At 66.6% G+C, this 19,796-nt stretch carries 17 protein-coding genes; 5 read left to right on the top strand and 12 right to left on the bottom strand.

The annotated features are described in order from the left end of the window. Window positions 1-7: 7 nt before the first annotated feature. From J2T47_RS12050 to J2T47_RS12025, 6 genes are all read right to left on the bottom strand, one after another. Window positions 8-2,227, bottom strand: coding sequence for a TonB-dependent siderophore receptor (locus J2T47_RS12050; protein ID WP_437180978.1), 2,220 nt, complete (start codon window positions 2,225-2,227; stop codon window positions 8-10). A gap of 96 nt (window positions 2,228-2,323) precedes the next feature. Continuing rightward, window positions 2,324-3,712 (bottom strand): HAMP domain-containing sensor histidine kinase, encoded by a 1,389-nt coding sequence (locus J2T47_RS12045; protein ID WP_253446563.1) that lies wholly within the window; start codon window positions 3,710-3,712, stop codon window positions 2,324-2,326. Next, entirely contained in the window at window positions 3,712-4,413 is a 702-nt protein-coding gene (locus J2T47_RS12040; RefSeq protein ID WP_253446560.1) for a response regulator transcription factor, read from the bottom strand. The genes J2T47_RS12045 and J2T47_RS12040 overlap by 1 nt, the downstream gene beginning before the upstream one ends. Before the next feature lie 96 nt (window positions 4,414-4,509). Continuing rightward, window positions 4,510-4,959 (bottom strand): methyltransferase family protein, encoded by a 450-nt coding sequence (locus J2T47_RS12035; RefSeq protein ID WP_253446557.1) that lies wholly within the window; start codon window positions 4,957-4,959, stop codon window positions 4,510-4,512. Between the two features lie 65 nt (window positions 4,960-5,024). Next, window positions 5,025-5,672, bottom strand: a complete 648-nt coding sequence (locus tag J2T47_RS12030) for a Vgb family protein (RefSeq protein ID WP_253446554.1) — start codon at window positions 5,670-5,672, stop codon at window positions 5,025-5,027. Window positions 5,673-5,712: 40 nt separating this feature from the next. After that, the gene (locus J2T47_RS12025) at window positions 5,713-6,909 is read right to left on the bottom strand and encodes a helix-turn-helix domain-containing protein (RefSeq protein ID WP_253446551.1); all 1,197 of its coding nucleotides are present in this window, start codon (window positions 6,907-6,909) and stop codon (window positions 5,713-5,715) included. Window positions 6,910-7,004: 95 nt separating this feature from the next. On the opposite strand from J2T47_RS12025, the gene J2T47_RS12020 reads away from it, so the two are divergent. Next, entirely contained in the window at window positions 7,005-7,754 is a 750-nt protein-coding gene (locus J2T47_RS12020; RefSeq protein ID WP_253446548.1) for a DUF899 domain-containing protein, read from the top strand. Between the two features lie 136 nt (window positions 7,755-7,890). Here J2T47_RS12020 and J2T47_RS12015 read toward each other — a convergent pair whose 3' ends face one another. The 4 genes from J2T47_RS12015 to J2T47_RS12000 form a co-directional block, all read right to left on the bottom strand. Beyond that, entirely contained in the window at window positions 7,891-8,820 is a 930-nt protein-coding gene (locus J2T47_RS12015; protein ID WP_367399502.1) for an aliphatic sulfonate ABC transporter substrate-binding protein, read from the bottom strand. A gap of 4 nt (window positions 8,821-8,824) precedes the next feature. Next, complete coding sequence (mgrA, locus tag J2T47_RS12010) at window positions 8,825-9,868, bottom strand: L-glyceraldehyde 3-phosphate reductase (RefSeq protein ID WP_253446544.1); 1,044 nt, start codon at window positions 9,866-9,868, stop codon at window positions 8,825-8,827. A gap of 47 nt (window positions 9,869-9,915) precedes the next feature. Then, entirely contained in the window at window positions 9,916-11,238 is a 1,323-nt protein-coding gene (locus J2T47_RS12005; protein ID WP_253446540.1) for an LLM class flavin-dependent oxidoreductase, read from the bottom strand. Window positions 11,239-11,335: 97 nt separating this feature from the next. Next, on the bottom strand, window positions 11,336-13,594 hold the full coding sequence (locus J2T47_RS12000; RefSeq protein ID WP_253446537.1) for a TonB-dependent receptor: 2,259 nt from the start codon (window positions 13,592-13,594) through the stop codon (window positions 11,336-11,338). A 232-nt stretch (window positions 13,595-13,826) separates the two neighbouring features. Here J2T47_RS12000 and J2T47_RS11995 point away from each other — a divergent pair, with 232 nt between their 5' ends. Continuing rightward, entirely contained in the window at window positions 13,827-14,867 is a 1,041-nt protein-coding gene (locus J2T47_RS11995; protein ID WP_253446534.1) for a LacI family DNA-binding transcriptional regulator, read from the top strand. A gap of 21 nt (window positions 14,868-14,888) precedes the next feature. Here the strand turns inward: J2T47_RS11995 and J2T47_RS11990 are convergent, their stop codons facing one another. Further along, the gene (locus J2T47_RS11990; protein WP_253446531.1) at window positions 14,889-15,530 is read right to left on the bottom strand and encodes a phosphoribosyltransferase; all 642 of its coding nucleotides are present in this window, start codon (window positions 15,528-15,530) and stop codon (window positions 14,889-14,891) included. A 299-nt stretch (window positions 15,531-15,829) separates the two neighbouring features. Between J2T47_RS11990 and J2T47_RS11985 the strand changes: the two genes are divergently transcribed. The 3 genes from J2T47_RS11985 (at window position 15,830) to J2T47_RS11975 (ending at window position 19,368) form a co-directional block, all read left to right on the top strand. Further along, window positions 15,830-18,379, top strand: coding sequence for a bifunctional diguanylate cyclase/phosphodiesterase (locus tag J2T47_RS11985; RefSeq protein ID WP_253446527.1), 2,550 nt, complete (start codon window positions 15,830-15,832; stop codon window positions 18,377-18,379). Between the two features lie 360 nt (window positions 18,380-18,739). Further along, a complete protein-coding gene (locus tag J2T47_RS11980; RefSeq protein ID WP_253446524.1) occupies window positions 18,740-19,132 on the top strand; it encodes a response regulator in 393 nt (130 codons plus the stop codon). Between the two features lie 62 nt (window positions 19,133-19,194). After that, window positions 19,195-19,368 carry a hypothetical protein gene (locus J2T47_RS11975; RefSeq protein ID WP_253446520.1) on the top strand — a complete coding sequence of 58 codons (174 nt, stop codon included), beginning with the start codon at window positions 19,195-19,197 and terminating at the stop codon, window positions 19,366-19,368. Between the two features lie 143 nt (window positions 19,369-19,511). On the opposite strand, the gene J2T47_RS11970 is transcribed toward J2T47_RS11975, so the two are convergent. Beyond that, window positions 19,512-19,679: a general stress protein gene (locus J2T47_RS11970; protein WP_138215663.1), complete on the bottom strand. Its 168-nt coding sequence runs from the start codon at window positions 19,677-19,679 to the stop codon at window positions 19,512-19,514. Window positions 19,680-19,796: the final 117 nt, after the last annotated feature.

Raw genomic sequence — 19,796 nt, 5'->3', positions numbered from 1 at the left:
TCTCTAATCAGAAGGACGCGGTGAGGCTGGTGTACAGCGTGCGGCCGGGTTCGTTGTAGGTGGCGGCGCCGGCGCCTTCGATGCCGTTCACGCCCTGGGCATTGCCCTCGCGGAACAGGCGCTTGTCGAAGACGTTGTCCACCCCGGCGGTGAAGCTCAGGTTCTTGGTGAACACGTAGGTGCCGCTCAGCCCGGCGATGGCGTAGGGCGAGAGCTGGTTGTTGGCGCTACCGGTAACGCGGTCGCCGTGGTAGTCGTACTTCTTCGGCGTCTGCTTGCCGTACCAGGCGACGCTGGCCTGCAGCGACAGCGCGTCGGTGGCCTGCCAGTCGAGCATGGAGTTCAGGGTGTACTTCGGCGTTACCGAGAGTACGTCGCCGGTTTCCTTGTTCTTCGACTGCAGCATGTAGGTGAAGTTGTTGCTCCACTTCAGCTGTTCCATCAGCGGAATGGTCAGGGTGCCTTCCAGGCCCTCGACCAGCGCCTTGGGCACGTTTTCCCACTGGTAGATCGCCGCGTTGGCGTAGCTGCCGGTGCCGCCGCTGGCCTGATCGATGGGCGACAGGCCCGACTCGATCTTGTTCTTGTAGTCGTTGCGGAAGTAGGTCAGGCCGGCGATCAGGCCGTCCTTCTGGAACTCGATGCCCAGTTCCTTGTTGACGCTGGTTTCCGCCTTGAGGTCCTCGTTGCCCTGCAGGTAGCAGCTGGTGCTCTGGCCATAGCAGCCCTGGCCGCGGCTGTAGAGCAGGTAGTCAGGGTTCAGCTGGTACAGGTTCGGCGCCTTGTAGGCGCGGGCGATGCCGGCCTTCAGGGTGACGGTGTCGGTCAGCGCGTGGGACAGGTTCAGCGACGGGCTGAAATTGTCGCCGACGATACTGTGGTGGTCCCAGCGCAGGCCCGGGGTGAGCATGGTGCCGGGCAGCAGTTCGATGTTGTCCTCGGCGAACAGCGAGAAGATCTGCGCCTGGGAGGTGGTGTCGCGGTTGCTGCTGGTCAGCCCCGGTACCGAGCCGCCTTCGCTGGTGGTCTGGGTGTTGGCGCTGGGGTCGTCGAGCTTCTGCTGCACCCATTCGCTGCCCAGGGTCAGGGTCTGGTCGCGCCAGGCATGCAGCGGCAGGTTCACTTCGCCGTGGGCGGTGAGGTCGCGCAGGGTGGCGGTGTAGAAATCGGTGTTGCTGAAGATGCCCTCGGTGCCGCCGGCCAGGCCTTCGTTGATGCGGCTGTTGCGGGTCTTCTCGTACTGCAGGTAGGCCATGGAGCTGCCGAAGTCCCAGTCGCCGCGATGGGTGACCGAGTAGTTCTCGCGGTACATGCGGTTGGTCTCGTGACCGAGCATGGACTTCACGTTGGCGTTGCTGTTGGTGTTCTGCGTATCGCCTGTGTAGATGTTGCCCTGGCGGCTGAAGCCGGCTTCGAAGTCCAGCGTCTGCTCGGGCGTCAGGTGCCAGCTGAGCAGGCCGTTGACGTCCTTGTTGCGCACGCCTTCGCGGCCGGCGGGGAGGGTGCCGACCTGGTTGCCGGTGCGGTTGGATTCGTGGCCGGCGTTGATGTCCCAGTCGTCCGAGTCGGTCTTGGCGACGTTGCCGTAGACGCGGTAGCTCAGGGTGTCGGTCAGCGGGCCGTTGAGGCCGAAGGTCATGCGCTGGGTGGCGCCTTCGTCGCTGTGCTGCGGGAAGTTGCTGTAGACGGTGACGTCGCCGTGGGTTTCCTTGCCGGCCTGCTTGGTGATGATGTTCACCACGCCGCCTGCTGCACCGTTGCCGTAGCGCGCCGCCGCCGGGCCGCGCAGCACTTCGATGCGCTCCACCTGGTCAGCCGGCACCCAGTTGGTGTCGCCGCGCGAATCACGCTCGCCGCGCCAGCCGTAGCGCACGGCGTTGCGGCTGGAAACCGGCTTGCCGTCCACCAGGATCATGGTGTTCTCCGGGCCCATGCCGCGGATGTCGATCTGCCGGTTGTTGCCGCGCTGGCCACTGGTGGAGTTGCCGGTCAGGTTGACGCCCGGCATGGTGCGGATGATCTGCGACAGGTCGCTGGCCGGCGGGCGCTTCTTGATGTCCTCGGCGGTGATGATCGACACGCCCGGCATCTGCTTGGCTTCCTCGGCGGCGGTGGCGACGATGGTTTCGCTGTCGAACTCGACGACATCGGAATCGGCGCTGGCGGCCTGTACGGCGAAGGACAGCAGGCAGCTGGAAAGCAGCAGGAAGGGCGGAAGGAACTGCATCGGACGGGACGACATCGGTGATCTCCGAAGGAGGACGATTACTAAGAGATCACAAATGATAATGACTGCTATTTGCTAGTAAAGCGCATTAACTTTCTAAACACTTGCGACGTTTTGTTGGGCAACGTTTCCTGGAATTGCGGCGGGTAGCAGCAGGTGCAGACAGAGACCGGCGTTGCCATCACGGCTGCCGTTCTCGGCCCACAAGCGCCCATCGGCCAGCTCGACACCGCGCCGCGCGATGGCCAGGCCGAGGCCGAAGCCGCTGGACTCGGACGGCTGCAGCCGCTGGTAGGGCTGGAAGATGCGTTCGAGGTCCTGCTCGGCGACACCGGGACCGTCGTCGCTGACGCACAGGTGCCAGAACGCGCCTTCGCGCCAGCCGTCCAGGCGCACGCTGCCGCCGCGCGGGGAGTGGCGGATGCCGTTGCGCAGCAGGTTCTCGATGGCCTGGGCGAAGCTGTCCAGATGCACCTGCACCACGCAATCGGTGCCCAGAGAGCAGGGCAGCCGTTCGGGCCCCCAGCCGCTTTCGAAGCAGGCGTCCTCGCGCAGCGCTTCCCAGACCGACAGCACCAGCACCGGCTCGCGCTCCAGCCGCGGCCGCTCGGTGTCCATCCAGGCGAGGTCGAGGGTGTCTTCGAGCAGGCGCTGCATGTCCTGGATCTCGCGGTCCAGGCGTTGCCGCAACTGGTCCGCCGGCAGATCGCTGTCATGGGCAATGCGCAGGCGTGCCAGCGGAGTGCGCAACTCATGGGACAGCGTGCGCAGCAGCAGGCGCTGCTGCGCCAGGCTGTGGCGCAGGCGATCGGCCATGTGGTCGAAGGCCAGCGCCAGCTCGCCCAGTTCGTCGCGGCGGTGGGCCAGTGCTGTGCCGGGGCCTTCGCTGTCCAGGTCGTCCGCCCGCAGGGCGTCGGCACGGGCGCGCAGGCGATTGAGCGGCAGCACCAGGTGGCGATAGATCAGCAGGCCGAGGAGGGCAGCCAGCAGGGTCGGCACCACGCCGTGGCTGAACAGGTGCGTCCAGGGCGTCAGGCCGCTGGGCAGCAGGCGCTCGGGCAGCTGCATGACCAGCCGGCCGTGCTCGGGATGACGGGGGAACTCGATGCTGACGTAGGGCAGCTCGTCCTGCAGGCGCCGGCTCATCGGCCAGTGCAGCATGCGCATGAAGGTCAGGTGGCTGGACTCTTCAGCGGTCAGCGGCGTGGTGCCCAGGCTCTGCAGGTGCGGGCCGATCACCGCAACCCAGGTGTCCTCGGCGGCGGACAGCTGCTGGCGGAAGCGCTCCACGCCCTCGGCGCCCTGTTGCTCCCAGATCATTTCCGCCTGTTCGGCGTAGCGTGCCAGGTAGTCGCGGTCCTCGGTGCCGAGGAAGTAGGTGCTGCGCTCCAGCGACAGGCCCCAGGTCCAGATCAGCCAGGTCAGCAGCAGGCAGAAGCCGACCTGCAGTGCGGCGATCTTCCACAGCAGCGGGTGACGGCGCATCAGTGGCGTTCCGCGTCTACCAGAATGTAACCCTGACCGCGCACGGCCTGGATCTGCACCTGCTGCGCACCGATGGCCGCCAGCTTGCGGCGCAGGTTGCAGACATGTACGTCCAGCCCGCGGTCGAGCCGCGTGTAGGCACGGTGCAGCACGCTCTGGTAGAGGAAACTCTTGCTCAGCGCTTCGCCGGCGTGGGCGTTCAGGGTCGACAGCAGGCGGTACTCGGAATGAGTAAGGCCTGCGTGTTCACCGTCGCGGGAAACGTCCTGCAGCTCATCGTCGAACTGCAGGATGCTGCTGCGCTGTGGCGCAGGTGGCAGTGTGCGGGCGCGATCCAGATCGACCCGGCGCAGCAGCGCATCGATGCGTGCATCCAGCTCCGCCAGGCTGAAGGGCTTTGGCAGGTAGTCGTCGGCGCCACGGGTGAAGCCGGTGATGCGGTCCTGTTCCGCCCCCAGGGCGGACATCAGCATCACCGGCGTGGAGCGCTCGCGACGCAGGTCGTCGAGCAGTGACAGGCCATCGACGCCGGGCAGCATGATGTCCAGCAGCACCAGGTCGAAGTCGTTCTGGTGGACGGCCACCAGGCCCTGGTCACCGTTCGCGCAGGTAGTGACGGCAAATCCGCGCTGACAGAAATGACGTTCGAGGTCCAGGCGAAGACGGGAGTCGTCTTCCACCAGCAAGAGCGAAGGGGACACGGCAGGCCTTGATGCGAATATTTACCATTTGCAAATATCGCATCCCTGTCTGTCAGAAGGCAATGGCGATCTGCCAAGCATCTGTCAGAAATGGCCTCAGACCCAGCGCCGCACCCGACCGCAGAAAGCCTCGAACTCCGCACCGAACAGCTCGCGCAGCGCCCGTTCTTCCGGGCGAATCTGGAAGCGCCCGATGTACAGTACGAAGGCCGCCACGCCGAGCACCGCCAGGGCCGAACCGAGGAACACGCACCAACCCAGCAGGATGATGGCAAAGCCCAGGTACATCGGGTTGCGCGTGTGCCGGTAGATACCGGCGACCACCAGCGACGAGGCGGACTCCGGCTTCAGCGGGTTGACCGTGGTGTGCGCGCGGCGAAATGACGCTACGCCCGCCAGACAGACTGCGACACCGGCCAGCACCACCAGCAGGGCCAGCCACAGCCGGTTGCCCAGTGGATCGATCGGGCGCACCGCCAGCCACATCAGCACGGCGGTGATGATTGCCACCAGGGGTGGGGGAATACGGTGTTCCAGCCAATCCATGCTCGGTCTCCGGGCCAGTGCGGCCATCTCCAGTGAGGTGCCCACACTAGCCCAGATCGATGCCCTTAGCGCGGCCGGCGTACTGCGCGGACCTTGCCGCTGTTGCCGCCGCCGCAGTAGAAACGCTCGCCGCCATCGGCCTCCAGGCCGGAAACGTGCACGCCTTCGGGCATGTCCAGCTGCTGCAGAACTGCGCCGGACTGCGGGTCGATGCGGCGTAGCTCGCTGTAGGTCGATTCCGGTTCCCAGGTGCCATGCCAGAGTTGGCCTTCGACCCAGGTCACCCCAGTGACGAAACGATTTGAATCAATCGTACGCAAGACTTCACCGGTTTCCGGATCGACCTGATGAATTTTCCTGGCGCGGTACTCGCCGACCCAGAGTGAGCCTTCCGCCCAGGCCATGCCGGAGTCGCCACCGTTGCCCGGCGCGGGGATGGTCGAGAGCACCTTGCCGCTGGCCGGGTCGATCTTCTGGATGATGCTTTCGCCGATCTGGTACAGGTGCTTGCCGTCGAAGGCCGTGCCGGCGTGGGCCGGGACCGCGATGGCTGTCTCCAGTCGGCCGCTCTGCGGGTCGAGCTGCTGCAGTTGCTCGCCGGTGGCGATCCAGACGCGCTGACCGTCCCAGGTCACCCCGGCGACGGTCTTCACCTCAGGGAAGGGGCCGTATTCCTGGAGCACTTCGGCGGGGGATTGCTTGTAGCTGGTCATGGTATTGCCCTGCACTTGGTGGTTGGAGCCTTCAGCCTATTCAGGCACCGAAGGGCGCGGGGAGTAACAAGGTCGTCGCGAATCCCGGCACCGGCGGCAGCGTCCAGCGACGCGAGCGGCCCTGTCCCAGTGCCTGCACCCGACCGGCTTCGGCCAGCGCTTCAAGGGCGCGCTGCACGCTGCGCTGGCTGGTATCCAGCGCCAGCGCCAGGGCTGAGCTGGACCAGGCCTGGCCATCGCTGAGCAGCGCCAGCACCTCAGCGTTGGCGTCCTCCAGGGGCGGCGCAAGGACTACCGGATTGGCGGCCACCAGCCGATAACCACGGGACGTTGCCTCGATGCCCGCCATGGGCTGCAGCAGACGGCGCAGGCGGCCGATCTCCACTCGCAGACGTGCGCGGTGGGTTTCATCCGGGTGGCGGGTGCGGAACACCCGGCCGATCAGCTCGGTGCGCGACACGTCGCCCGGCCAGGCTTCGGCCAGGGTGCGTGCCAGGGCAAAGAGCACCGGACGACTGCCCAGTGAGAGATCGCCGATGCGGTTGCGGCAGGCGTCCACTACCAGGGCATCGGAGCCCAGCAGCGTCTCCACGTCATCCAGTGACAGCAGGTGCGCGAGCTGGCGGTCGGTTCTCCGGGCGGCCGGCGCTTCGAGCGCGTGCGTTGCCTGATCGACCTCTGCACGCAGGGCCGGAATGCCCGCGACCGAAGCGGCTTCGGCGGCCTTGCGCAGTGCTGTCCGGGCCTCACCGGCGTGCAGTCGGCGGACGGCGATGCCGGCCGCAATCAGCCAGTGAACCGCGCGCAACGGCGCCGGCAGCGATGTCGGCTGCAATTCGCCGAGTGCGGCATGGGCCTGGTCGAGCTGGCCGATCAGCAGTGCGCGGCGGATCAGCAGGTAGCGGGCGTGGGCGGCGTTGTTCGCATCGCCATGGTTCTGCAGCGTCTGCACGGCCTGCTCCAGCGGTGTAGTCGGCCAGTTCAGCTCGCGGCTGGCCAGCGCCACTTCCGCCTCGGCCACCCGGCAGCGGGCGCGCTCCATCGGCTCATGGGCGCCGAAGGCGCGGGCGGCGCGGCGCAGCAGGGCGCGGGCGCGGAGAAAATCGCCCAGCTGGGCCATAGCGATGCCGCGCAGGGCCAGTGCCGGCGGGTCTTCGCGCAGCGCCACGCGGTTCAGCGCGCCCAGCGGATCGCCTGCGGCGAGCGCGCCGGCTGCCGCCGTGATCAGCGAATCCATGGAAATCCCGCCACCTTTGTCACTCCCGTCGAACTCGGCCCGCTGCCTAGTCTAAGCCATGCCCACCGAGCCGCCGCTGGCGGAGGAGAACTGCCATGACTGCCCATCCCACCGCGACCCGCGAAGAGTGGCTGGCTGCGCGCCTGGACCTGCTGGCCGAGGAAAAGGCCCTGACCCGGCGCAGCGACGAACTGGCGCGCCAACGCCAGGCGCTGCCCTGGGTGCTGATCGACAAGGACTACCGCTTCGACACCGAGCAGGGTCCGGCGAGGCTCGCCGACCTGTTTGCCGGCCGTTCGCAACTGCTGGTCTACCACTTCATGTTCGGCCCGGACTACCGAGCCGGCTGTCCGTCGTGCTCGAACATCGCCGATGGTTTCGACGGCTATGCGACCCACCTGGCGAACCACGACGTAAGCCTGGTAGCGGTATCGCGCGCGCCATTGGAAAAGTTGCTGGCCTATCGCCTGCGCATGGGCTGGAGCTTCCCCTGGGCGTCGTCCCACGGCAGTGGTTTCAACTATGACTTCAACGTGTCCTTCACCCAGGCGCAGCAGCGTGGCGGGGAGGTTGACTACAACTTCCGCCGCGAAGGCCCCGCCGCGGGTCCGGCGCCGGAACCTGTGGTCGCAACTGCCGCCTGCTGCGGCACCGATGTGGCGACCTTCACCCGCGATCTGCCGGGAATGAGCAGCTTCATTCGTGAGGGCGAGCACATCTATCACTGCTACTCCACCTACGCCCGCGGGCTGGACTCGCTGTGGGGCCTGTTCCAGTGGCTCGACCGCGCACCGCTGGGGCGCAATGAGCAAAGCATGTGGTGGCGTCGGCACGACGAGTACTGAGGGCCTCCGCGCCGCCCGGAAACATCGCGGACGCAATCCGCTCCTATGGGTTCAGGACCGCTATCTGAGCCTGGAAGGAGCCCCTGTAGGAGCGGGCCATGCCCGCGAACCGCGGACGTAGTCCCGGCACCCCAGGTCAGGGATTCCAGCGCGCCGCGCTGATATCCACGGCGCGCGGCAGGATGCGCTCGGCGAGGAACAGGTCGGCGGTGCGCTGTTGCGCGGCAATGTCCGCCTCACCGACAGGCTGAATGGGCGAGGCCGGACGGTGCCTGAAGGTTTCCTCGATCACCGCGGGAGCCAGCCCGGTGATCCGCGCCATGATTGCCACACTGCCGGGCTCGTCGCTGCGGGTCAGGGCTTCCGCGTCGTTGAGGGCGCCCAGTACCTGTTGAATGAACGCTGGGTTGGCGCCTGCGTATTCCCGGCTGGACAGGTAGAACGGCCCGCTCAGCCCGACCGCCGAGCCGTCAGCGAGCAAGCGTGCATGACCATCCAGCAGCAGCGCCGAGTACCACGGGTCCCAGATCGCCCAGGCATCCACCCGGCCGCTCTCGAACGCGGCGCGGGCGTCAGCCGGCGTCAGGTACAGCGGATGGATGTCCTTGAGGCTCAGGCCTTCCTTCTGCAGCAGGCGCAGCAGCAGGTTGTGCGAGCTGGAGCCCTTCTGGAAGGCCACGCGCTTGCCTTTGAGTTCAGCCACGCTGTGGATCGGGCTGCCCTTGGGCACCACTACGGTTTCGGCCTGCGGCTTGGGCGGTTCGACACCGACGTAGAGCAGGTCGGCGCCGGCGGCCTGGGCGAAGATCGGCGGGATGTCGCCGGTGGAGCCGATATCCAGGCTGCCCACGTTCAACGCTTCGAGCATTTGTGGCCCGGCGGGGAATTCGATCCACTGGATCTGCGTCTGCGGGAAGCGCTTCTCCAGCAGGCCGTGCTCCTTGGCCAGCACCAGGCTGACCGAGGCCTTCTGGTAGCCGATGCGCAGTTGCGTCGGGTCCTGCGCCTGGGCCGTGCCGGCCGCGATCAGCAGCAGAGCGGCGAGCAGTCGACTGAACAGTCTCACAGGCTCATTCCTTCCAGTCGTGGGACGGTTTCTCCCAGAGGTTGATCCCGCCTTCCACGGCGTAACGATCGATCTCCGCCAGTTCCTCGGCGCTGAACACGAGGTTGTCCAGCGCGGCAACATTCTCGACGATCTGTTCCGGCCGGCTGGCGCCGATCAGCGCGGAGGTCACACGGGCATCGCGCAGCACCCAGGCCAGCGCCAGTTGCGCCAGGCTCTGGCCGCGGCGCCGGGCGATTTCGTTCAGCGCGCGGGCACGACGCAGGTTGTCGTCGGACAGGTGCTCCGGCCGCAGCGAAGCGCCGCCCGGCTGGTTGACCCGCGCGTCGGCCGGCACGCCGTTGAGGTAACGATCAGTGAGCAGCCCCTGGGCCAGCGGCGTAAAGGCGATGACGCCCGCGCCCAGCTCATCGGTGGTGGCCAGCAGGTCCTTTTCCACCCAGCGGTTGAACAGGTTGTAGGCCGGCTGGTGGATCAGTAGCGGCACCTTCCGTTCCTTCAGCAGCGCGGCGATCTCGGCAGTCTTGCCGGCGGAATACGACGAGATGCCCACGTACAGCGCCTTGCCCTGCTGCACGGCGCTGGCCAGCGCACCGGCGGTTTCCTCCAGCGGGGTATCGGGGTCGAAACGGTGCGAGTAGAAGATGTCCACGTAGTCCACGCCCAGGCGCTTGAGGCTCTGGTCGAGGCTGGAGAGCAGGTACTTGCGCGAGCTGCCGCCCTGGCCGTAGGGGCCGGGCCACATGTCCCAGCCGGCCTTGGTGGAGATCACCAGCTCGTCGCGGTAGGCGGCGAAGTCCTCGCGCAGCAGGCGACCGAAGTTGATCTCGGCGCTGCCATAGGGCGGGCCGTAGTTGTTGGCCAGGTCGAAGTGGTTGATGCCCAGGTCGAAGGCGGTGCGCAGCAGGGCGCGCTGGCGGTCCAGCGGCACGCTGTCGCCGAAGTTGTGCCACAGGCCCAGGGAGAGGGCTGGCAGCACCAGCCCGCTGCGGCCGACGCGGCGGTAGGGGACGCGCTGGTAGCGGTCGGGGTGGGCGAGGTAGGTCATGAAAACTCCTTTGCAAACGGGCCGTAGAGGGGGCGGCCGGTGAATCGTCAGATCGTGTAGCGGTTGGCCGGACGTTTGAGCCCGAGGTGGTTGCGCAGGGTGCTGCCGCTGTACTCGCGGCGGAACAGCCCGCGTCGCTGCAGCTCTGGCACGACGTGGTTGGCCACGTCTTCCAGGCCGCCGGGCAGGTGCGGCACCAGCACGTTGAAGCCATCGGCGGCGCCGCCTTCGAACCACGCCTGCAGTTCGTCGGCGATCTGCGCCGGCGTGCCGATCAGGCTGTAGTGCCCGCGCCCGCCGGCGATGCGCCGGCCCAGCTGGGCGAGGGTGAGGTTCTCGCGCCCGGCCAGCTCGGTGAGCAGCAGCTGGCGGCTGCGCTGGCCGCTGTCGGTGAGCGGCAGCTCGGGCAGCGGGCCGTCCAGTGGGTAGCCGGACAGGTCGAAGTTGCCGAGCATGCGCGACAGCAGAGCGACGCCGACCTGCGGCTCCATCAGTTCCTGGAATTCCTCGAACTTCTCCTGTGCCTCGGCCTGGCTCTGGCCGACCACCACGAACACGCCGGGCATGATGCGCAGGTCGTCCGCGCTGCGGCCGAAGCGCGGCAGACGGCCCTTGAGGTCGTTGTAGAAGTCGCGGGCGGCGGCCAGCGAGGTCTGCGCGGTGAACACCACTTCGGCGGTCTGCGCGGCCAGCTCGCGGCCGGTCTCGGAGCTGCCGGCCTGGACGATCACCGGGCGGCCCTGGGGCGAGCGCGCGACGTTCAGCGGGCCCTGCACGCGGAAGTGTTCGCCCTCGTGGTTCAGCACATGCAGCTTGGCCGGGTCGTAGTACTGGCCGCTGGCCTTGTCGCGGGTGAAAGCGTCTTCTTCCCAGCTGTCCCACAGGCCGGTGACCACTTCGTAGAATTCCCGTGCGCGGGCATAGCGCTCGGCGTGGCCGAAGTGTTCCTGGCGGTTGAAGTTGAGCGCCTCCGCAGCGGCATCGGAGGTGACCAGGTTCCAGCCGGCGCGGCCTTCGGAAATGTGATCGAGCGAGGCGAACTTGCGCGCCACGTGGTACGGCTCGTTGTAGCTGGTGGTCACGGTGCCGACCAGACCGATGCGTTCGGTCACTGCCGCCAGCGCCGAGAGCAGGGTCAGCGGCTCGAAGTGGTCGGAGCGTGCCATGCGGCTGGCGATGTCGCCGGTTGGCGCGGCAACGCTGTCGGCAACGAAGAGTGCGTCGAACTTCGCCGCTTCGGCCACCTGCGCCAGGCGCATGTAGAGTCGGAAGTCGAGGCCGCCGTTGGCCGGCACATCCGGGTGCCGCCACGCGGAGACGTGGTGACCGGTGGCCATGAGGAAGGCGCCAAGGGAAAGGGTGCGTGTCATGTCGGTTTTCCTGTGTGTCCGTCGGGTTGGACGCAAGGCGGCGTGGGTGTTGTTGTCGGCGGCGCCGGGGCGAGCCGGCGCCGCTTGTTTCAGGCGATCAGAAGTCCTTGCGCAGCTCGACGCCGAAGTAGCGGCCGTCGTCGCGCGGCACCATGCGGTAGACGTAGCTGCCGCCGGTGGCCAGGAGGGGCGAATAGGACTTGTCGGTGAGGTTCTTGCCCAGCAGGGCGACACGCCAGCCGTCGTTGTAGTCAGCCAGGGCGATGCTGGCTCCCCACAGGCCGTAGGCGCCCTGGATGGTGTCGGGGTTCTGGCTGAGGTCGTACTGCACCTTGTCCTGCCAGCTGTAGTCGGTGCCCAGTTCCACATCCAGGCCGTTGTCCAGCGGGATGCTGTAGTCGGCGCGCACGTAGCTCTTCCAGTCCGGCGAGAAGGGCAGCGGCTTGCCGTCGACATTGCAGGCAGCGGCCGCACCGGCCGGGCAGGCAAAGCTGTCGATGCGCGCCTTGGTGTAGGCAACGGCGCCGGAGACCTTCAGCTGGCGGGTCGCCTGGTAGCTGAAGTCCAGCTCGGCGCCCTCGCTCTTGACCTTGCCGGCGTTGATCAGACGGGTCACCACCTGGCCGGCGACGGTGTCGTAGAAGTTCGCCTGGTAGTTGTCGTAGACGGTGTGGAACACCGCGAGGTTGGCGGTCAGGCGGTTGTCCAGCGCGGTGGCCTTCAGGCCGGCTTCCCAGGAGTTGGAGGTCTCCGGCTTGAGCGCCTCGGTGTCGCGTGGCTGCATGTTGAAGAACACGTTGTAGGCCGGCCCCTTGTAGCCGCGCGAGTAAGTCAGGTAGCTGGTGAGCTGCTCGCTGAGGTCGTACTGCAGGCCGAGGCGGCCGGACCAGCCGTCCTCATCGGTGGAGCCGGAACTGGACGTGGACGGCTGGATGCCGGTCACCGCCGTGGCCGAGGTGGAGCGGCGGCGATGGTCGTATTCCAGGTCGTCGTGGGTGTAGCGCAGGCCGGCGATGCCACGGAAGTCGTCGGTGAAGTTCAGCGTGCTCTCGCCGAACACCGCGTAGGTGTCGCTGCGCGTGCTGTAGTCGGCCACGCCGGTGTTCTGCGCGGTGGTGGAGGTCACCACGCGGCGGTAGGTTTCATCGTCCACGGCGTGCATGTAGTAGAGGCCACCGACGTACTCGAGGAACTCCCCCTTGGGCGAGGCCAGGCGCAGTTCCTGGGAGTACTGGTCGTAGTTCAGTTCGCCCTTGTCGTGGGAGCTGGGGATACTCGCCGTGACCTGGGAAAGTCGGTCGCCATCCTGCCACTGGGTGTTGTCCCAGCCGCGCCAGGCGCTGATGGAGGTCAGGGTGTAGTCGCCCAGGTTCCAGTCCAGCTGCGCCGACAGGCCCTTGTTGGTGTCGTCGACGTGGGTGCGGTAGTCGCTGTTGATCTTGCGGTTGTCGCTGTCCGCCGTCACCGGGCGCAGGGCATTGGCGAAGGCCGCGCTGGAAGTGCTGGTGATGACGCCGCTGGGACTGTCGTCATTGCCCTTCATGTAGTCGGCGATCAGGGTGACCTTGAGGTCGTCGTTCGGGGTGATCTCGAACTTCGTGCGCGCGCCGGCGCGGTTGTAGCCGTTCACCTCGTGGCCGTTGTAGACGTTGTCCACGTTGCCGTCGTAGCTGCCCAGCAGGGTGGTGACGCTGGCCTTGAGCTTGCCGGGGATCAGCGTGCCGCCGATGCCGAAGCGTGTGCGGTTCTCGTTGCCGCCGCCGAAGTGCGAGTAGTCGATGTAGCCGGTGGTTTCGTCCGGTACCTCGCGGGTGACCACGTTGAGCACGCCGGCCGAGGCGTTCTTGCCGAACAGCGTGCCCTGCGGGCCGCGCAGCACTTCGATGCGCTCGACGTCGAGCAGGTCGAGGGTCGCCTGGCCGGGGCGGCCGAGCACCACCCCGTCGATCACCGTCGATACGCTCGGCTCGACGCCGGGGGAGGTGGAGATGGTGCCCACGCCGCGGACGAACAGCGAGGTGTCCTTGTTCGAGGCTCCGGTACGGAAATTCAGGGTCGGCACCTGCTGGACGATGCTCGACACGTTATTGCGGTTGTCGCGTTCCAGCTGCTCGCCATCGATTACCGAAACGGCCACCGGGACCTTCTGCAGCGATTCTTCGCGGCGAGTGGCGGTCACGGTGACTGCCTTGAGCGTCGGCGCCGAGTCGGCGGACTGGGTGTCGCTGCCGGTGGCCTGCGCAGCTTGCACGCTGCAGCTCAGTGCGCCGATCACGCTGGCGACGCCCAGGGCCAGCGCGCTGCGCCGACCAGTGAATGACGGACGGCCGAGCGTCCCCCGTTGTTGCGATTGCATAGCCACTCCTTCGTGCCCTGGTCCACCCTCAGTCTCTTTGCCGGGGCGCCTTTTTCTGCGGGACTGTCACGAGCGCTCGCTCGTGCGAGTGGCTGGAATCGTTGCGGACAGTTTGTGTTGTTAGCGCTAACATCGGCGAGTATCCTGAATCGCCAGATAGATCGTCAAATAATTAAAAATTACGTTTATATTCCTGAAATGGTATTCAGACTCCAGCAGCAGGAGAGCCGTGTTGGCCAACCAGACACCCCGTAAACGTCGCGGGGCAGGGCGCGTGACGCTGACTGCAGTGGCCGAGCGCGCGGGCGTTTCCGCGATCAGCGTGTCGCGCTACTTCAACCAGCCGGCGCAACTGTCGGATGACCTGCGCGAGCGAATCGGCGCAGCGGTGGAGGAGTTGGGCTACGTGCCCAACCAGGTCGCCGGCGGACTGGCTTCGGCGCGGGGCAGGGTAGTGGGGATGGTGGTGCCGAACATCTCCGGGCCGATCTTCGCCGACACCATCCAGGCGTTCAGCGACACCCTCGCTGCCCGCGGCCACCAGTTGCTGCTGGCCTCCAGCTACTTCTCCGAAGACAAGGAAGAAAGCGCCGTACGCGCCTTCCTCGGCTGGAACCCGGCGGCGCTGGTGCTGACCAGCCACTTCCATAGCGCCGCCACCGAGAAGTTGATCGCCGGCGCCGACATGCCGGTGGTGGAGGTCTGGGATTACCAGCCCGAGCGCGCACCGCTCCAGGTCGGCTTTTCCCACTATCAGGTCGGCGTGGAAGCAGTGCGCTACCTGCACGGGAAGGGCCACCGGCGCATTGCCTTCGTGCAGAACAGCGCGCCCGGCGACTTCAGCGCCCTGGATCGCCGTGATGGCTACGCCGACACCCTGCGCGAACTGGGCGGCGAACCGTGGATGTTCGTGCCCACCGAGAGCGCGCCCTTCGAAGCCGGGCGGCAGGCCATGGAAGCGTTGATGGCACGTGGAGCGCAGCGGCCGGAGGCGATCATCTTCGCCAACGACAACCTGGCTGCCGGCGGGCTGCTCGCCGGCCAGCGCGCGGGGCTGAAGATTCCCGAGGATTGCGCGGTACTGGGCTTTGGTGACTATCCCTTCGCACCGATGCTGCTGCCCAGCCTGTCCACCATCAAACCGCCGGCCCGCGAGATCGGCGAGATTGCCGCGCTGCGCGTGCTGCAGTCCATTGGCGTAGTACCGCTGGAGGGCGCGGTGGAGCGGCTGAACCTGCTCGGTTGCCGAGTGCTGGAGCGCGAAAGCGGCTGAACACTGAGCCCCCTGGGGGCGTTATTTCGCCAGCAGGTCGATCACTTCCTGGTCGCTGAGCTGGTGGAAGTCCCGGTAGTGATCGCCCACCGCACGGAAGGGTGACGGGGTGTCCAGGCAGACCAGCGCATCCACCTCATCACGCAGCTTCTGCACGGTTTCTGCCGGTCCCACCGGCACGGCCAGTACCACCTTGTGCGGATGCTGCGCACGCAGGCACTGGAGCGCGGCGCGCATGCTGCTGCCGGTGGCGAGGCCGTCGTCGACCACGATCAGGTCGCGGTCCTCCAGCTGCGCCGGGGCCTTCACGCCGCGGTAGAGCACTCGCCGGCGCTCCAGCTCGCGGATCTGCTCCAGCACCTGCTGCTCGAACCATTCCGGTGGCGGGTCGTAGCGTTCGAGCATCTGCTCGTCCACCACCCAGTTCGGCTCGGGGCCGTCGACGATGGCACCCAGGGCGTACTCCTCATTGCCCGGCGCGCCGATCTTGCGCACCAGCAGCACGTCCAGCGGGGCGCCCAGAGCGCGGGCAATCTCCTTGCCGACCGGCACGCCGCCGCGGGGCAGGGCGAGGACCAGCGGGTTCTCCAGCGGCATGTCGCGCAGGGCCATTGCCAGCGCCACGCCGGCATGGCGACGGTTGGTGTATTGCACAGAGGGCATCTGAACCTCCTTTCGCGAGTCACAGCAGCGTGTCCAGGGTATGTGGCCGCTCGCGGATGCGTTTCCGTTTGCAGGGTAGACGGACCTGGCGGCGCCTGCGACCTGCCGGAAAGCGATTGCGCCCGTCTGCCCCGGATGAAACCGGCGCGCGCGGGTCTGCCGTGGGCTGTGAGCCGCAACCCTATCGAAGGTTCAGCTATTGCGCGCGAACGGTCGCTGGCATCGCGCGGCGGGCGCTCGGGTTGAACATCGGCACGCCCCGTCACTCCTAGTGGTAAGTCCTCCCAGAAGAGACGCCGATGAATACCCATGTCACCCGGCTCGCCGCGCCACGCGAGATCTCCGCCCAGCGTACTGTCACCTGGCACCTGACGCTGTTCATCCTGATCCTGCTCGGGGCGCTGGGGGTGAGCGGCGCGGTGATGGGGCACATCGCTGCGCTGCAGGATGAGATGGCCCGGGAGCAGACGCTCTTCTACGCCGGCAAGGCGCTGCAGAACCGCATCGCCGCCTCCGAGTCGCTGATCCGCACCTACGCGTTCTGGAATGACGCCTACCACTACCTCAATGCGCCGCTCAACGCTGACTGGGCCTACCGCGAGGACAACGTCGGTCCGCTGCTTTACACCGCCAACGAGTACGAGATGGTCTGCGTGCTCAACCAGGCCGGCGAGGAGTACGTGATGCGTGACGGCCAGCCGACGCGCAGCCACTGTACCCGTGACATGCCGGTGAACCTCGACGAGCTGCGCGACGCCGCCACGCTGGCCGCGCGGCATGATGCCGTGGTGACGCGTTACGTGACCCTGGGCGACCAGCCTGCCATTGCCACCGCTGCACTGGTCCGCCCGACACGAGCCAACCCGCCGCTGGACGGTCCGCTGATGATCTTCGTCGACCGGCTCACTCCGGCCAAGCTGCAGAAGATCGCGCGGGATTTCGGCCTGAACGCGCTGCAGGTGCGCGCCGACGATGTGCGGGTCAGCGACGGCAGCGCCGTCGACCTGGGGGATTCGGGTTTCGAGCTCAGCTGGCGCACCCCCACGCCCGGCCGTGACATGCTGCATCGCCTGGCGAGCGTCTGGGCGGCGGTGGTACTGCTGGTGTTCGTCTTCCTGGTCTGGCTGATCCGCGCTTCGCTGACCAATGCGCGGGTGGTCGATCACTATCAGCGCAGCCTGAAACAGATCAACCAGGCGCTGGAAACCAGCGAGCAGCGGTTCAGGGCTGTCGCCGAAGCCAGTTCCGACTGGATCTGGGAAATCGACGAGAGCTTCCGGCTGACCTATCTCTCCGCGCGCTTCGAGACGCTGACCGGCTACCGTATCGACGACTGGATCGGGCGGCGTATCGACGACCTGATCAGTTGCGACACGACGAGCCTGGTCGCCTGGCTGGAGAAGATACCCCAGGAAGGCCATTCCACCACCCTGACCTGCGGTTTTCGCGACGCCCACGGGTTGCGGCGTATCTGCAGGTTCACTGCGTCCGGCGCGGGCGGGCTGGGTTATCGCGGCACCAGCGCCGACATCACCCATGAGGTGGAAGCCCACGCGCGGATCCAGCACCTGTCACTGCACGACGCCCTGACCGGGCTGCCCAACCGCGCCAAGCTCGCCAGTTTCATGGATGACCTGCTGGGTAGCGGGCGTGAGGAGCAGATGGCGGTGCTGATGCTCGACCTGGATCGTTTCAAACCCATCAACGACACACTTGGTCATCCGGCCGGCGATGCGGTGCTGCAGATAGTCGCCGAGCGCCTGCGCGATTCGATTCGCGGCGAGGACCTGGTGGCGCGCCTGGGTGGAGACGAGTTCGTCATCGTCGACAGCCAGTCCCAGGGGCGCGGCGACGCCGAGGCCTTCTGCCGGCGCCTGGTGGCCATCATCAATCAACCCATCGAGTACAACGGCAACCTGCTGCATATCGGCACCAGCATCGGCATCGTGCTCTCGGGCGATGCCCAGGGCGACGCACAGAACCTCCTGCGCTGCGCGGACGTGGCGATGTACGAAGCCAAGTCCGCCGGGCGCAACGCCTGGCGCTTCTATTCCGAGCACCTGGACCTGCAGCTGAAGGCGCGCAAGCGCAGCGAGACCGAGTTGCGCGAGGCCCTGCGCGAGGGTCAGCTGGAACTGTACTACCAGCCGCGCTACCGCATCGGCGACCTGGCCATCGTCTCCGCCGAGGCCCTGCTGCGCTGGAATCATCCCGCGCGCGGCCTGGTGGGGCCGGAGGAGTTCATCAAGCTGGCGGAGGAAAGCGACCTGATCGTCGATATCGGCGAGTGGGTGCTCGCGGAGGCTTGCCGTGAGGCGGCCCGCTGGCCGGGTTCGATGCTGGTGTCGGTGAATATCTCGCCGAGCCAGTTCATCCACGCCGACATCGTCAGCCAGGTGAAAGCAGCGCTGGTGGACTCGGGGCTGGCAGCCGAGCGGCTGGAACTGGAACTCACCGAGAACACCATGCTCGGCGACGTGGAGTGCGCGCTGCTGACCATGCAGGCGCTCAAGGAGCTGGGCGTGAAGCTGAACATGGATGACTTCGGTACCGGCTACTCATCCCTGGGCTACCTGCGCGCGTACCCGTTCGACAGTATCAAGATCGACCGCCGCTTCGTCGCCACCCTCGACACCACCGGCCGCGACCGTTCCATCGTCCAGGCCATCATCGCGCTGGGCCGGGCGTTGAACCTGGCGGTCACCGCCGAAGGCGTGGAAACCGAAGATCAGCTGCGCATCCTCGCGGACGAGCAGTGTGGCGAGGTGCAGGGCTTTCTGTTCAGCGAAGCGGTGAACCGGGAAGGCCTGGCGCGCCTGTTGCGGAAAACCCGGGTGGCGGCAGGTTAGCGCCGCGCGGCGCCTGTATCGGCAGGGCAAAAAGAAGGCCCCGTCGGAGAGGGGCCAGGGGAAAGTCCGGGAAGTGCACTTACCCTAACAGCCTGGGTTGTCGTGCCAAGCAACTTGTGGCGATAGGCCGTTTCGGTTGCGGGCATATGTGCTCGCCACTCACCCGCTGCGCCCACTTTGCATCGGGCATTCTGCATCGAGAAAATCGCGCACTCGGGCTTTCTGCTGCTAGCGCCGTGCGATCACTGGTCCGACAAACCGCTCTGCGGCAGGCCTCTGGCCTTGGGCGGCGAATGGGCGCGGAACTTGCTCGACTCCTGCATTCGTGGAGAGCCCGTACTCGACAAGGGAGAGACGCACATGCAAGCACATGACAACAAGATGGTGCTGATCCTCGAGGAAGCACCCGAGCAACTGCAGCGCCTGGAAGACCATCTGCTCGGCCAGGGCCATGCCGTGCTCAGCGCCCTCAGCGAAGAAGAAGCCATCGAGCACCTGGTGTCGTCCTCGGTCATCGACCTGTTCCTCATCGACGAGCAGCTCACCGGGCCGCTGACAGGTGCCGCCCTGATCGAAGCCTGCCTGCCGCTGCGGCCACGCATGCGCGTACTGGTGCTGTCGCCTTGGGCGGAGAAAGGCGAAGAGGGCTCGCCTTACCCCGTGCTGCCCAAGTCGGCGGACTTCGACGAACTGGAGGGTGCCATTCAGCGCACGCTGCTCAGTCCGCCCGTGCAACCCTGGATGCTGAACTAGACTCCTGCGCACAAAGGCCGTCCGATCAGCGGAACGGCCGAGTTCACCGGGGAGGAGGCACCATGCACGCGTACCTGATCCGCTATAGCCGCAACGGCCAGTCCATGAGCACCGTGCTGCGCCAGGAAAGCCTGAGTCGCGAGCAGGCACAGAAGTTCGTCCGCGCGCTGCATGGCCCGGTCGGGCACGATTCGCGCTCGGATATCCAGGTGAGCGAGGTGCTCTGCACTCAGTGACCGGGCGCTCCGCCCGAGTCGCCAGTGAGCAGCTGCCCATGAAAAACGGCGCCGATCCTTCGGCGCCGTTTTCGTTCTTGCGGGGAATTAACGACTGGCAGTGAGCTGGCGAGCGCGCACAACGCCGCCTCGCCAGCTCCGGATCAGTGGCCGCCGTGACTGCGCTGACCTCCCTTGCGGCCCGCGTCGGATGCGCGCGCCGGATCATTCTTGAAGTTGCCGCCACTGTGCTGGCCGCCTTTCCTGCCGGCTTCGGAAGCACGCTGGGGGTCTTCTGCAAAGTTGCCTTTACCGCCTCTATGTTCGGCCATGGGAACTACTCCGTGGGCAATGTTCGTGAGAAAAGTCCGTGAAAAATGAATAGGCGAATGCCGTGCATTCCCTTCATCCGAAACACATCGCGCAGGGGTGTTCGACTCTTTTTCAGA

The organism is Pseudomonas nitroreducens, from assembly GCF_024170165.1.
GTDB classification, from domain to species: domain Bacteria; phylum Pseudomonadota; class Gammaproteobacteria; order Pseudomonadales; family Pseudomonadaceae; genus Pseudomonas; species Pseudomonas nitroreducens_C.
This window is presented reverse-complemented; position numbering and strand designations above follow the sequence as displayed.